Below are 13,225 nucleotides of genomic sequence, written 5' to 3'. Positions count from 1 at the left end.
CTCCCCGCGCTGTAACTTATGTTACGTTTTTCATATTTTGCGCTATTGTGGAATATTTGATACGGCATATGATAATTTGTCAAATACAATTTCGCCCAAATCTAAAAAGGGCATTTTTGAATGGAGACAGCGTGCAGACGAGTGCGACAGTCGCTGAACTGATTAATGAACGCATTGATGCGATGCCCGCTGGCGAGCGCAGTGCTGCACAAACATTAATCGCCAATTATCCTATGCTGGGTCTCAAAACGGTTGCCGAATTTTCCGTGCTCGCGGGGGTTAGTTCGCCGACAATTCTTCGCTTCGTCAATCGTCTCGGTTTCCAGAATTACTCTGATTTTCAGGCCCGTTTGCAGGATGAACTGGCCGCGCAGCTGCAATCTCCGCACAATCGCAATGAGCGGTCTGATAAGGTGCAGGATAACGCCTATCCGGCTGTTGAACATACACTTGAGAATATCCGGGAGAGCTTTCGGCATTTAGGTGAAAAGCAGCTTAAACAGGCGGTTGCAGCGCTTTGTAATTCTAAGGGCAATGTTTATTTGATCGGCGGACGCTTCACCGACCCAATCGCGCAATATATGGCGGCACACATGACCATTATTCGGCCCAATGTGTTTCATCTCGGCGGGCAGGAAAGTGTGTGGCGGGATCGTTTGCTCGATATGGGCAAACGCGATGTGCTTGTGGTCTTTGATATTCGTCGTTATCAGGAAAGTCTGCTGAAACTAGCAGAAAAGGCACGAGGCCGGGGTGTCGAAATAATCCTCGTGACCGATCAATGGCTTTCGCCGATTTCGCGCGTATCGCGCCATGTACTTGCTGGGCGCATTGCCGTGCCTTCGGCATGGGATTCGTCGGCTGCGCTTTTCGTGTTGGCGGAAACAATCATTCGGGAAATGACACGCATTCTTGAAAAAGACAGTGCAGCGCGCATCGCGGAACTTGAGGCGCTCAGATGAGCGCCCGTTTTTAATCACCTGATTATTTACCCGCTTTGGGGGCTTTGAAGACTGGAAGTGGGTAGGTCTTGCCCAGAACGATGCCTGCTTTTTGCAGCACGTCTGCCGGGGCCGCATATGGCTTGTGAATCCATTTGTCCGGCAGAGCTGCGATTTCAGGCACCCATTCGCGCACATATCTGCCGCCAGTATCGAACTTGTCGCCTTGCAAGACGGGATTGAAAACACGGAAATACGGGGCAGCATCCATGCCGCAACCTGCCACCCATTGCCAGCTCCCCGGGTTGCTGGCGATATCGGCATCGACGAGCGTGTCCCAGAACCATTTCTCGCCTTCTCGCCAGTCGATTTGCATGTTTTTGCTCAGAACGGACGCAACAAGCATTCGCACACGGTTGTGCATCCACCCTGTTGCCCAAAGCTGCCGCATCCCGGCATCAATCATGGGAACGCCGGTATTGCCCATTTTCCAGGCGTCAAAGGCGTCAGGCTTGCTCTGCCACTGGACATCTGCAAGCGTGTTGCGCATATCGTTTTCGGCAATATCAGGCCGATAATACAGCTGATGATAGTGAAAATCGCGCCATATCAGTTCGGATAGAAATTTCTCGCCGCCAGTTTGGGTTTCAGGATGCTCATCCATCAAGGAGAGCGTCGCATACCATGCCTGCCGAGGACTGATTTCACCAAAGCGAAGATGAGGTGAAATCTTTGACGTACCTTCGACATCCGGGCGATCGCGATCACCCGCATAGTTGCGAATAGTTTCATCGAAGAAATGATATAACTGATCAATGGCCGCCGCCTCGCCGATCTCCCAGATACCGTTCATCTTTTTTGACCAGAAAGGCTGCTTATAATGCTCCCGATCTGGCTTCTGTTTGATGTTGGATGGTTCAGCTTTCCAGTCGGATGCGGATAGGGGGCGGTTAACGCCCTGCTGGCGCAGCGTTTTGGCATAGGGTGTGAAGACCTGATAAGGGCCGCCGCCACCTGTTTTAATCTCCCATGGTTCAGCGAGAAGATTACCTGCAAAAGATTCCACATTGAGCCCTTTGTCTTTCAGTGTGGATTTGACAATTGCATCGACATCGCGCTCCTGCGGAGCATAACGCCGGTTCCAGAAAACTGTATCGAAATCATTTTCCTCAATCAGTTTCTCGATTATTTCTAACGCGTCACCGTGAGCTACAAGCAATTCGACATTGCGCTCATTAAGGCTTTTCTCGAGCGAGTTGAGGCTCTGTTCCAGCCACCAAAGCACCGCCCCGCCGGGCGTTCGCAATTGCGGGTTGGTCTCGTGCACATAAAGCGCTGTGATCTTACCACCCAGCTTAACGGCAGCTTGAAGAGCAGGATTGTCGGCAAGACGCAGATCATTGCGTAACCAGACTAGCGCGTTCGCAGTCATTGAATAATCCTTATTTCACGGACTTTAGACGTTGGTTGTCCGGTGCGACAGACACCACCATATTTCTCGGTCGAAGGTTGGCATCTTGCACATAGATATGTTGCAGAACTGACTTGGTCTGATCAATCGAATTGTCAAAATTCTTTAGCCAATCCAACGCTGTGAGCTGATCCAATGTGTAATCCAGTTGGCTTATTATTCCCTCGCAATGGTTATTTGCACCTGCAAGAGTCAGCACATTGTTCAGAGGAGTGTGGTTTCTACTATCGATCATAGATGACGATATATTCATGTTGAGGCTTCTGATCTTTAAGGGCATTTTCGAGGTCCGGGGAAGAATGCATTTACCCTTGCTTGAAAAGATCGGAATTTTTCCCCGCGAGATTTTAGCATGTGTTCTTCAAGCGGTGGTATGCCGGAGACATGAACCAACAACCAGTACATTTGTATAGGCGCGAGCAGCGACAACCAACTCCATGGTGATGCGGTGATTGCCATCAGTGGCCATGCACACCAGAACAGCCATTCAAAGAAATAGTTTGGATGTCGGGAATAGGCCCAAAGGCCGGTTTCGCAAACTTCGGTTTTGGCGTCGGGTGTTTTCCGAAACCGCGCGAGTTGAGCATCAGACATAGCTTCTCCAAGCAGTGCAATAGCGATGACTGCAACAGCAACCATATCCCAGAAGTATGGAAAGCTGGGTCGGCTTACGGCTGCAAGATAGACCGCCAGCACCAGAATGAAGGCCGCGAGTGCCTGTATCTGCAAAAACCAAAATAGGCGTAGGGCAGCGTTTTCACCCCATTCTTTTATGAGCTTTGCATAGCGTGGGTCTTCGCCATGGCTTAGGCTTCGTTGGGCGATGTGCAAGCCAAGGCGTATTGACCATATGAGAACGATAAGCAGGATCGCCAAACGTCTTTGCAATGTCGCATCTGCAAGTAATACAGCTATGATTGAGCCGATGCCGACTGTGAAAGACCAAATTGCATCAATCCAGCCACTTTTGCCGGTCTTTCGTTCTATCCCCCAGGCAAGTGTCATGATGACAGACAGGCTGATAGCAACAATTATGAGCAGACCAGTTTGCATGGCTGACCTTTATTCGAAACAGTATTTATATGATGCAATACGTTCGGTCCTGCCGTTTGGTTTCGTAAGTGGCTCAAAAAAAATTTGGTAGCCGATTGAACCAATTCCCTTCTCAAAACGTAAAATGATGAAAATGCAGCACAGATGCGGCCGACACACGTGGCTAAGCATGTGGTGAAGAGAGGGACTATGGATATCACGAGCCATCCGGGCAGCTCAAAACGCCTCAAAATCGCGATTATCGGCAGCGGTATTTCAGGGCTTTCCGCTGCATGGCTGCTTTCGCAACGGCATGACGTGAAAGTGTTTGAAGCTTCAGATCGCATCGGTGGCCATAGCAATACTGTCGAGTATGAAAGCATCCATGGTCCCGTTGCGGTCGATACCGGCTTCATCGTCTATAATGAAGTGACTTATCCCAATCTAACTGCATTGTTTCACACACTTGACGTTCCAACTGCCGGGTCGAACATGTCGTTTGCAGTCTCAGTTGGAAATGGTGCTTATGAATATTCAGGCGGAACCGGTTTTGGCCTGTTTGCACAGCGGTCCAATCTGGTCAGCCCGCGTTTCTGGTCGATGATACGCGATCTATTGCGTTTTTATCGCAATGCTCCAAAAGATTTGAGCGCTATGGGTAGCATTTCGCTTGATGATTATCTGACACGCAATGGTTATGGACGGGCCTTTCGTGAAGATCATCTTTACCCAATGGCTGCGGCGATCTGGTCTACACCTGCAATGGAAGTTGGTCGATATCCGGCTGCAAGCTTCGTCCGCTTTTGCTGCAATCACGGTCTTCTGGCTCTTCGTGACAGGCCAATCTGGCGTACTGTATCCGGCGGTAGCCGGGAATATGTGAAGCGTATCACCAAGGCTTATGCAGACCAGATCAGGCTTTCGACACCGATCCAATCCGTTCGACGCTCTGAAAACTCCGTCGAGCTGATCGATGGAAGCGGCAGGTCCCATGTTTTCGACGATGTTGTGATTGCCACTCATGCCGATCAGGCTTTGCAGATGTTGGCTGATCCGAGCGCTGAAGAAAGTCGTATTCTCGGCGCGTTTCAATATTCACGCAATGAAGCGGTGTTGCATAGCGATGTATCGTTGATGCCCAGACGCCGTGCAGCATGGTCGAGTTGGAATTACCTAACAAATTCGGCCACTGGTCCGGCGCATCCATCTATCACTTACTGGATGAACCGTTTGCAACCGCTGGGAAACGCACCCGAAACTTTTGTTACTCTCAATCCGTGTCGGGCACCGCGTGAGGAACTTGTGATCCGTCGTGAGATTTATCAGCATCCGGTTTTTGACATGGCAACGGATCGTGCACAAAAAGAAATCTGGTCGTTGCAGGGGCGGCGCAGAACATGGTTTTGCGGTGCGCATTTCGGTTCGGGCTTTCACGAGGATGGGCTCCAGGCGGGGCTTGCCGTGGCAGAAGATCTCGGCGGTCTGCGTCGCCCATGGCAGGTGGAGCAGGAAAGCGCACGTATTTTTCGCCAGCCTTTGTCTGTCCGAGAAAGGGCACTGGCATGACCGGAAACTTCCATTCTGCGCTTTTTCCCGGACATGTGACCCATGCGCGTTTGCGGCCCAAGGTGCACAAGCTTGCTTATAAAATCTACTCGCTCCTGCTCGATCTCGACGAGCTGGAAGCGCTTGACCGCCAGTTAAAGATGTTTTCTCTGGATCGTTTCAATCTGTTTTCGTTCTACAGAAAAGACAGAGGAGACGCATCGGATATGCCGCTGCGCGAGCAGGTTGAGCGTGCGATGGAAGCCGCAGGCATCAAGGCTGATGGCGGTGCGATCCGACTGCTGACCATGCCGCGTATTTTGGGCTGGGCTTTCAATCCGCTGAGTGTTTTCTTTTGCTATAATCGCGGGGATGAACTCGTGGCAATACTCTGGGAGGTTGATAATACCTTCCGCCAGCGCCACGGCTATATGATCCCGGTAGAGGACAGCTTAAGTGGACGTATCGTGCAAAGCTGCGACAAGGCTTTTTACGTTTCGCCCTTCATGGATATGAAGCTGCGATACGAGTTTGAAGTTTCTCCACCCACAGACAAGCTCTCCATCCGTATCAACAGTTTTGACGATGAAGGATTGCTTATGACCGCCCGCCATCTGGCGCGCCGGGTTGAGCTAACTGATGCAGCTTTGCTGCGTGCTTTCTTTGCAATTCCATTTCTTACTCTACGCGTGGTTGGTGGCATTCACTGGGAGGCACTTAAAATCTGGTTGAAGGGTATCCGTTTGCGTAAACGACCACAGCCACCGCAAGACCCGATAACGCATATCCGCCAAGAGTCCTCTCGGCCAAGGAGTGAGGCTGCATGAGCCATATTAATGACACCTCGCCGCTCCCAACACCAATCTCAAGCAGCTATTCTGGTTGGAGTCCCTCTGGCCGTCTTTTACGCAGGTTGCTCAATCAGGTGCGTTATGGGCGACTGATACTCGTTTTACCGTCGGGCAAAATGGTATCTGCCCAAGGCAGCTTGGCTGGGCCGGATGCAAAAATAATCATCAAGAGCTGGCGTTGCCTGCGTCGTCTGGTGACGGGTGGCGATATTGGTTTTGCTCAAGCATACATCGAAGGCGAATGGACATCGCCGGACCTCACTTCCGTTATTAGATTTGCGGCACTTAATCGCGATACCTTGCTTACGACATTGCGCGGTTCCGGCTGGATGCGGATGCTTAACCGTATCGGCCATCTGTTTAATGCGAATACGCGTCGCGGTAGCCGGAGAAATATTGAGGCTCACTACGATCTTGGCAATGATTTCTATCGACGCTGGCTAGATCCTTCGATGCTCTATTCGTCCGCAATATGGAACGAGACAACGCGAAGCTTAGAGAGTGCGCAGGAGTATAAGTTGCAGTGCATAGCAGACAAACTCGCGCTTGACGGCGGTGAAAAAGTTCTCGAGATCGGTTGTGGTTGGGGCGCACTGGCAAGCTTTCTGGCAAAACACGATGGAACGCATGTGACTGGCATCACCTTGTCACCGTCGCAGCTTGCATGGGCCAATCAAACGATCGCAGAAGCTGGACAGGAGAGTGCTGTTGATCTGCGCCTGCAGGATTATCGTGATGTAGAAGGCCAGTTTGATCGCATTGTCTCGATTGAAATGTTTGAGGCGGTTGGTGAAGCCTATTGGCCGGAATATTTCGCAACGATGAAGCGTTGTCTCAAGCCGGGTGGACGCGCTGTTTTACAGATCATCTCAATCGAAGATACGCGCTATGAAAATTACCGTCGTAAAGCAGATTTCATTCAAAAATTTATCTTTCCGGGCGGCTTTCTGCCATCAGATAAAGTCCTTGAACGTGATCTGCTGAAGTCGGGACTTGTAGTGAAAGAGATCGAACATTTCGGCCATTCTTACGCCCTTACGCTCGCGGAGTGGCGCCAGAGGTTTATTGAGAATTGGTCCGAAATCGAAAATCTTGGTTTTGACGATAAGTTCAGACGGCTTTGGGAATATTACCTTTGCTATTGCGAAGGTGGGTTTGAAGAGGGTGCGATCAATGTCGGGCTTTACACGATTGAACACGCTTAGAAATTGGATCGACTGACCAGGGAGGCGTCGATGAAATGGCTGGTAGCAATTATTGGAATAATAGTTTTGGTTCCGTTTTCGGCGCACTCTGAAGAGATCGGCGGAAACTGGGCTCGTGGAGATGGAAAGGCCCGGGTTAAGATTGCGGGATGCGGCAACGACATCTGCGCGACCAATACCTGGATTAAGCCCGGAACACCGAAGGAAAAAACGGGTGATGTGCTTGTCATGAGCATTAAGCAAGCCGGAAGCGGGCAATATTCAGGAACTGCTTTCGACCCCCAACGCAAGCTCACATACAAGATCAGCGTAAAGGTCAATGGTGACACTATGACTTCCAACGGCTGTGTTTTGGCTGGTCTCCTGTGTCGGAGTGTTGGCTGGACTCGCATCAAATAAGAAAGTTGGCTTTCAATGAAAGACTATCTCATAGCTTACGCTGCTACCGCTGTTGCGTTTCTCGCGATTGATGCGGTTTGGTTGTCCAATATGGCCAACGTGATTTACCGGCCTGTTATGGGTGATATGATGTTGTCGGGTTTTCGCCTCGCACCCGCTATCGTCTTCTATTTGATCTTTGTCTTTGGGCTTGTTTTCTTTGCGGTGAGGCCGGGGCTGCTAGCAGGTAGTGGTATGGTCACACTGCTAAATGGCGCGCTTCTTGGATTTATCGCCTATGCGACTTATGATCTGACCAATCAGGCCACTTTGAAGAATTGGTCATGGACGCTGACAATAGCAGATATGATCTGGGGCACTGTTCTCTCGGCCGCATCAGCCTATGTTGGCTATTGGGTTGCGTCGCGGATAAGTGGCTAGTTTGGAGTAAACATATGCATAGATTAGGTCTTTTGGCTGTCTTCGCTTTTGTTATCGTTGTCATTGGAATGGCTATTGGTATCGGTTTCCCACCCGGGGAATGGTACGCATCGCTTCAGAAGCCTTGGTTTACTCCGCCGAACGCAGCATTTGGGCCAATCTGGACGATACTTTATATCTTCATTTCGATTGCGGGTTGGCGCACCTGGATCAGTGATAGTGGGTGGCAGCGGCGTGGACCATGGTTTGGACAAATGGCCCTGAACTTCATCTGGTCGCCGATTTTCTTTGGCGCACATATGACTGTATTAGGGCTCTGCGTGATTATCGGCGTTTGGCTTTGCGTGCTGTTGTTTATCGTTCGCGCCTGGCGACCAGACCGTATTTCAGCGCTGCTCTTTGTGCCGTATCTCGTGTGGCTTTCGCTTGCGACAGCTTTGAACGCGGCAATTGTCGTGTTGAACTAACAAAAAAGGCGGCATATCTGCCGCCTTTTCTTTATATGCCAACCAATGGCTGTACGAGCCGCATAAGCCAGCTCTGAAATTTTAACGGTGCGTCAGTCACAGCAAGGCAGATGCAATCGCCATCGGGCGAAGCAATAGGCTGGTGCACGAGATCGGCATCCGCCTCTTCAATGTCGCCACGCGCGAAAATCCCGGTGCCATCGTCAAAACTTCCACTAAGCACCAGCGTCAACTCACGGCCACCGTGGCCATGTTCGGGTACTGGCTTGCCGGCTGGAATTCGTAACAGGCGAACCTGTGTTTCTTTATCGCGTGTTTTGATAGGCACTTGATAAGCACCCCGACCCAGCGATTTCCATTTCAAGTTTGGCAAGTCGCCACCGACATAGGATCGCAGCGGCTCCGGTATTACGACAGGCGTTTTCACTTCCGATCGCGGCACGGAATGTTCTTTGGGCTGCGGCACCTGTTGTAATTTGCCTTTTAAGCTTTCCCATGAGCTTGCTTCGAATTTTGCTGGCTCAACTGCTTCAAGAAGCTGCCCGCCGATCTGTTCAAACTGCTTAAGTCTTGAACGGCAAGCGGGGCAAAGTGCAAGATGGGTAGCGACAGCAATGCTCCAACCTTCTGCAAGTGAACCCGCAGCATAGCTCGTGAGTAGTTCGTCGCTGAGATGATGTTTGATATCCATTAGTGCGCTCCCGAATTATCGAGTGCGGCACGCAATTTGCTGAATGCCAGACGAAGGCGGGATTTTACCGTGCCAAGCGGGAGATTAAGCTTCTTGGCTATAGCGCTATGTGTGCTTTCTTCGAAATAGGCGAGTTCAAGCAGGGTGCATTGCTCTTTCGGTAAATTATCCATGGCCGCACGCAACTGGTTGGCCGATTGTCGTTGGACGATCTTCATATCGGCTGGCTGTTCTTCGTCTGGAACAAAGGCCGGGTCGGTTGCGTCATATTCAGGGCGGCGGGTGCGACGCACAGCATCAATGCGCTGGTTGCGTGCGATGGTGAATATCCATGTCGACAAGGCGCCTTTTGAAAAATCATAGTGGTCTGCCTTGTTCCAGACCGCAATCATGGTTTCTTGCATTAATTCTTCCGCTGTTTGCGTATCGGCAGACAGTTTGGCCATATAGGCCTTCACCCGAGGAGCGAAATGTTTGAAAATCACCTCGAATGCGTCCACATCGCGTCGAGAACTGACCGCCAGCATCAATTCCTCTAATGAGGGCTGATTTTCAGAAGCAGTCCGTTCAATCATTCGGTTCGTATCCCGTACGCGCTGATATGGTGAAGACAGAAGCCGCAAATCGCGCCCCATTTTCTTTTGCCATGTCTGCGGGCTTAAGGAAATGCTTGTATTCATATCTCGTGATACGAATAGTTTGAGACATTGGATCACAGCGTATTGTAAATGGATTTTTTTTTTGCGTAGAAAGACTTTGCAGAGCGTAAGCTGGATCGGTCGTTATATTGACCAAATTCGCGTAGAATTTCGGTGGCTTTTTCGCACTCTACAGCTTTTGAAAATGCATAGCCTTGCCCAAGTTGGCAACCCATTTTTTGAAGTGTTTCAGACAGTTCAAGAGTCTCTACTCCCTCTGCAACAAGTCTGATATTTAAGTCTCGTGCGATCTGCACAATTCCTTTGACAATGGCGACACTCGGATCGCCGGGCGCGAGGCGGCATACAAATGATCTGTCTATTTTGATGATATCGACGGGAACGGTAAGAAGATGAGCGAGCGCCGCGAATCCTGTACCAAAATCATCGAGTGCGACCCGTACACCCAGTAATCGCAGGTTTCGAATGCCTGATGCTACTACATCATCACGTTGCCCGATATATGCGTTTTCTGTCACCTCTATAATGAGATGATTAAGTGGTACGTTGTAATCTGAGAATTTTTTTGAAACAAAAGCAGCAAGGTCACCTACGTAGAAATCCGCTGCTGTTACGTTAACTCCGACATGTTGAACTGGCAAACCCAGATCAAGCCAATGTCGTATATCCTGAGCAACAATTGAAAGCATATATTGGGTGATTTCTGATGCAATGTGGACATCAGAGAACGACTCCTGAAACATTGCGGCGGAAAGAATATCACCCGATGGAGTTGTCATTCGACTTAATGCTTCAAAGCCAACAACCTCGCCAGTATCAAGCCGAATAATGGGCTGATAATGCGCTGTGATACGTTTTTCCTCGAGTGCTTCGCGTACTTCTTTAATTGAGTTGCGACGGTGTAAAATGCGTGTTCCCAGGTTGGCTTGATAAAGCACAAAACTGCCACGGGCGTTGTCTTTGGCGTGATAGAGAGCAAAGTCTGCATTGCGACGCACTATTTGCGGGTGGGTATCAAGTGCAGAAAGTACAGCTCCCCCGATGGTTGCGCGAGGCAAAATAGTCTGACCATCATAATCAATTGGTGAAGAGAGCGCTTGGAAAATCAGGTCTGCAGTATGATCAAGGTCATAAAGCGCCTTATGATTTTGGATGATAACGGTGAATTCGTCGCCACCTGTTCTAAAGGTTATATCAGGCGCTAACGTAGCTGAAACCCGCGCGGCAATTGTACTGATCAAGAAGTCGCCGACATCATGGCCAAAAGTGTCGTTGGTTATTTTGAGATTGTCGACGTCAATGACAAAGAGAGCCCAACTTCCGGGCAGTTCGCAGCGCAATTGCGATAGAGCATCGTCAAATGCTGAACGGTTTGCCAGTCCTGTTAATACATCTACAGTTGCTCTGCGTTCATAGTTGAGAATGCGCATTTCGCGCATCATCGCGAGCTTGCAGAGTTGGGCGCCGGCCTTGAGTATATCGCTCTCTTCCGTGGTAGGAGTATGCTTTCTGAGAAAATAGATAGCGATTGCACCAATGACTTCATCGGCGTCATTGATGACAGGTAAAGAGCTACAGGCCAGAAGGCCTATTGGTAAAACAAGGTGCCTGTAAGCAGCCCATTTCGGATCTTTTTCAATGTCGTGGACAGTCACTGAAACGTTATTGTAGATAGCACTGCCACAAGAGCCAATCTCCGGGCCAACTACAACACCATTCAAAGCATATGTATAACTGGTGGGCAGACTTGGTGCTGCCAACATATGTATCATCCCGGCGTTGTCCACGGAGCAGACCATAACGCGAGAGTCCTCTATGAGTTCCTCGATGCCAAAGCACATTTCTTCCAGTGTTTGCCTGAGAGGTTTTCCCCTAGCGATTAACTCAAGAACTGTGTTTTGAAATTTGAGCACGAATTCCTCGTATGTTCCTATGATTATTATAACCGCGGATTTATTCGCTTTGTCAATTTTCAGAACATTATTTTAGCTCGTAATATTATATTTATTTGTATTTTTTCTCATGTCTATGAGAATTGTTTAACCGTTACTTAATATCATTAATTGCTCGATTGAAGTTTCTCACAGATTTTGAGACAGCATAAACATGCTTCGGATAAAACATTGAGCATCACATTTATCAAGTAGAGCGCAGAAAGACGTTTTCACATTGTAGTTAGTCTGCGAATGAGCGTTTGAGTATTCGTAATTGATAGTAACTTATCATTGCGCCTGCATTTATATGGTCATGTGGTGTGAGGCGAGGCATACTTAGTCTCCGTAGTGGCACGCCTGTTTCGCCAATTGGTGGCACCGTTGCTGACCGAGTGTATCTCCTGCGATTATTTGATAAGGTGAATAGCTCACTGGTGTGTCATCCGGCTGTCATGCAGCCGGAATAGAAGCGCGCAAACCATTAAGATTGCGCGCTTATGTTACATGAAACTAAAATACACGCAGATGTTGCTGTCGAGGCAGAAGGCCTGAGCCTCGCCTATGGCAATAATACGATCCTGAGAAATATTGATCTGACCTTACCAAAAGGCCAGACGCTTGCTCTGCTTGGTCCGTCGGGTTGTGGAAAGACCACATTGCTTCGTCTGGTGGCAGGTCTTCTGGCACCCACGAGCGGATCCGTTACGATCAATGGCGTAAAAGTTGCTGATGCTGCGACGGGCAAGTTTTCGCCGCCGGAAAAGCGTCATCTTGGCATGGTGTTTCAGGATTATGCGCTTTGGCCGCATATGACTGTTTACGGGAATGTTTCATTTCCGCTGGAAATGCGCGGCATTGGACGCGCTGAGCGTGAAACGCGTGTGAAATCGGCTTTGGACCGTGTTGGTCTTAAAGGCTTTGGTGATCGTTCGATCAGCGATATGTCGGGCGGTCAGCAACAGCGCGTGGCGATTGCGCGCGCAATCGTTGCTGAACCCGGTCTCGTGCTTTTTGACGAACCGCTCTCCAATCTTGATCGCGAATTGCGCGAGAATATGGTCACCGAAATTGGTCAGCTTGTCGCAAATCTTGGCCTGACGGCTATCTATGTGACCCATGATCAGAGTGAGGCTTTTTCGCTTGCTCATCAGGTCGCGATCATGCGGGCAGGGGTTATCGAACAGCTGGCAGCGCCAGAAGTTCTTGTCGCGCAGCCCAATACGCCTGCCGTTGCTGATTTCCTTCGTCTTGGCTGTGTGATGCCCGTTGAGCGTGAAAGTGCTGGTTATCGTATCGCGCAAACGGAAATCCGGCTTGCGAACAGCATAGCGCCCGCTCAGGCGACGCATGTGCTTCTGCCATCGCGGTCGGTGCGCAGCGTCGAATTGTGCAGTTTATCCATTCCGGCAACGGTTCTGCGCACGCAGTTTCGCGGTGACGGTCATCTAACGACGGTACGCATCGGTTCGCAAACCGTGTCGCATGAACTCACTTATCTCGACAGTCATCGTCTTACACCCGGCGTGCCGGTTGGTATCGCAATCGATGCGGAGCAACTCCGCTGGTTCTCCCGCTAAAACTTCTGTCTCAGGCACATCTCAGGAGAGATT

13 protein-coding genes are annotated in these 13,225 nt (G+C 49.9%); 8 read left to right on the top strand and 5 right to left on the bottom strand.

The genetic code is table 11. From position 1 onward, the window contains the following. Positions 1-68: 68 nt before the first annotated feature. Complete coding sequence (locus ACOZHT_RS07710; protein ID WP_339509756.1) at positions 69-962, top strand: MurR/RpiR family transcriptional regulator; 894 nt, start codon at positions 69-71, stop codon at positions 960-962. 22 nt (positions 963-984) lie between these two features. On the opposite strand, the gene ACOZHT_RS07705 is transcribed toward ACOZHT_RS07710, so the two are convergent. Together ACOZHT_RS07705 and ACOZHT_RS07700 are read right to left on the bottom strand one after the other, a co-directional pair. Beyond that, on the bottom strand, positions 985-2,373 hold the full coding sequence (locus ACOZHT_RS07705) for a deoxyribodipyrimidine photo-lyase (RefSeq protein ID WP_339509754.1): 1,389 nt from the start codon (positions 2,371-2,373) through the stop codon (positions 985-987). 309 nt (positions 2,374-2,682) lie between these two features. Then, positions 2,683-3,465, bottom strand: coding sequence for a DUF1295 domain-containing protein (locus tag ACOZHT_RS07700; RefSeq protein ID WP_339509752.1), 783 nt, complete (start codon positions 3,463-3,465; stop codon positions 2,683-2,685). 189 nt (positions 3,466-3,654) lie between these two features. Here ACOZHT_RS07700 and ACOZHT_RS07695 point away from each other — a divergent pair, with 189 nt between their 5' ends. From ACOZHT_RS07695 to ACOZHT_RS07670, 6 genes are read left to right on the top strand one after another with little or no spacing between them, the layout of a single operon-like run. Next, positions 3,655-5,010: an NAD(P)/FAD-dependent oxidoreductase gene (locus tag ACOZHT_RS07695; protein ID WP_339509750.1), complete on the top strand. Its 1,356-nt coding sequence runs from the start codon at positions 3,655-3,657 to the stop codon at positions 5,008-5,010. Continuing rightward, positions 5,007-5,816: a DUF1365 domain-containing protein gene (locus tag ACOZHT_RS07690; protein WP_339509748.1), complete on the top strand. Its 810-nt coding sequence runs from the start codon at positions 5,007-5,009 to the stop codon at positions 5,814-5,816. The genes ACOZHT_RS07695 and ACOZHT_RS07690 overlap by 4 nt, the downstream gene beginning before the upstream one ends. Further along, on the top strand, positions 5,813-7,045 hold the full coding sequence (locus tag ACOZHT_RS07685; RefSeq protein WP_339509746.1) for a cyclopropane-fatty-acyl-phospholipid synthase family protein: 1,233 nt from the start codon (positions 5,813-5,815) through the stop codon (positions 7,043-7,045). The genes ACOZHT_RS07690 and ACOZHT_RS07685 overlap by 4 nt, the downstream gene beginning before the upstream one ends. Before the next feature lie 30 nt (positions 7,046-7,075). Further along, the gene (locus ACOZHT_RS07680) at positions 7,076-7,444 is read left to right on the top strand and encodes a DUF2147 domain-containing protein (RefSeq protein ID WP_339509744.1); all 369 of its coding nucleotides are present in this window, start codon (positions 7,076-7,078) and stop codon (positions 7,442-7,444) included. Positions 7,445-7,459: 15 nt separating this feature from the next. Beyond that, positions 7,460-7,864 carry a DUF2177 family protein gene (locus tag ACOZHT_RS07675; RefSeq protein ID WP_339509742.1) on the top strand — a complete coding sequence of 135 codons (405 nt, stop codon included), beginning with the start codon at positions 7,460-7,462 and terminating at the stop codon, positions 7,862-7,864. A gap of 14 nt (positions 7,865-7,878) precedes the next feature. After that, positions 7,879-8,331: a TspO/MBR family protein gene (locus ACOZHT_RS07670; RefSeq protein WP_339509740.1), complete on the top strand. Its 453-nt coding sequence runs from the start codon at positions 7,879-7,881 to the stop codon at positions 8,329-8,331. 31 nt (positions 8,332-8,362) lie between these two features. Here ACOZHT_RS07670 and ACOZHT_RS07665 read toward each other — a convergent pair whose 3' ends face one another. From ACOZHT_RS07665 to ACOZHT_RS07655, 3 genes are all read right to left on the bottom strand, one after another. Further along, positions 8,363-9,022 (bottom strand): ChrR family anti-sigma-E factor, encoded by a 660-nt coding sequence (locus ACOZHT_RS07665; RefSeq protein ID WP_339509738.1) that lies wholly within the window; start codon positions 9,020-9,022, stop codon positions 8,363-8,365. Then, positions 9,022-9,597 carry a sigma-70 family RNA polymerase sigma factor gene (locus ACOZHT_RS07660; RefSeq protein ID WP_339509736.1) on the bottom strand — a complete coding sequence of 192 codons (576 nt, stop codon included), beginning with the start codon at positions 9,595-9,597 and terminating at the stop codon, positions 9,022-9,024. Before ACOZHT_RS07660 ends, ACOZHT_RS07665 begins: the two co-directional genes overlap by 1 nt. Before the next feature lie 137 nt (positions 9,598-9,734). Next, complete coding sequence (locus ACOZHT_RS07655) at positions 9,735-11,594, bottom strand: sensor domain-containing phosphodiesterase (RefSeq protein WP_339509734.1); 1,860 nt, start codon at positions 11,592-11,594, stop codon at positions 9,735-9,737. A gap of 518 nt (positions 11,595-12,112) precedes the next feature. On the opposite strand from ACOZHT_RS07655, the gene ACOZHT_RS07650 reads away from it, so the two are divergent. Then, positions 12,113-13,192 (top strand): ABC transporter ATP-binding protein, encoded by a 1,080-nt coding sequence (locus tag ACOZHT_RS07650; RefSeq protein ID WP_339509732.1) that lies wholly within the window; start codon positions 12,113-12,115, stop codon positions 13,190-13,192. Positions 13,193-13,225: the final 33 nt, after the last annotated feature.

It is taken from the genome of Ochrobactrum sp. EDr1-4, assembly GCF_049199085.1.
GTDB lineage: Bacteria > Pseudomonadota > Alphaproteobacteria > Rhizobiales > Rhizobiaceae > Brucella.
Note: the sequence above shows the minus strand (reverse complement) of the source record. Positions and strands in the feature narration are given on the sequence as shown.

Bases quoted from the DNA above. Each gene is read 5' to 3' on its own strand.
- ACOZHT_RS07705 (WP_339509754.1), bottom strand. From the start codon at position 2,373: ATGACTGCGAACGCGCTAGTCTGGTTACGCAATGATCTGCGTCTTGCC.
- ACOZHT_RS07700 (WP_339509752.1), bottom strand. From the start codon at position 3,465: ATGCAAACTGGTCTGCTCATAATTGTTGCTATCAGCCTGTCTGTCATC.
- ACOZHT_RS07695 (WP_339509750.1), top strand. From the start codon at position 3,655: ATGGATATCACGAGCCATCCGGGCAGCTCAAAACGCCTCAAAATCGCG.
- ACOZHT_RS07675 (WP_339509742.1), top strand. From the start codon at position 7,460: ATGAAAGACTATCTCATAGCTTACGCTGCTACCGCTGTTGCGTTTCTC.
- ACOZHT_RS07670 (WP_339509740.1), top strand. From the start codon at position 7,879: ATGCATAGATTAGGTCTTTTGGCTGTCTTCGCTTTTGTTATCGTTGTC.
- ACOZHT_RS07680 (WP_339509744.1), top strand. From the start codon at position 7,076: ATGAAATGGCTGGTAGCAATTATTGGAATAATAGTTTTGGTTCCGTTT.
- ACOZHT_RS07660 (WP_339509736.1), bottom strand. From the start codon at position 9,597: ATGATTGAACGGACTGCTTCTGAAAATCAGCCCTCATTAGAGGAATTG.
- ACOZHT_RS07650 (WP_339509732.1), top strand. From the start codon at position 12,113: ATGTTACATGAAACTAAAATACACGCAGATGTTGCTGTCGAGGCAGAA.
- ACOZHT_RS07685 (WP_339509746.1), top strand. From the start codon at position 5,813: ATGAGCCATATTAATGACACCTCGCCGCTCCCAACACCAATCTCAAGC.
- ACOZHT_RS07665 (WP_339509738.1), bottom strand. From the start codon at position 9,022: ATGGATATCAAACATCATCTCAGCGACGAACTACTCACGAGCTATGCT.
- ACOZHT_RS07710 (WP_339509756.1), top strand. From the start codon at position 69: ATGATAATTTGTCAAATACAATTTCGCCCAAATCTAAAAAGGGCATTT.
- ACOZHT_RS07690 (WP_339509748.1), top strand. From the start codon at position 5,007: ATGACCGGAAACTTCCATTCTGCGCTTTTTCCCGGACATGTGACCCAT.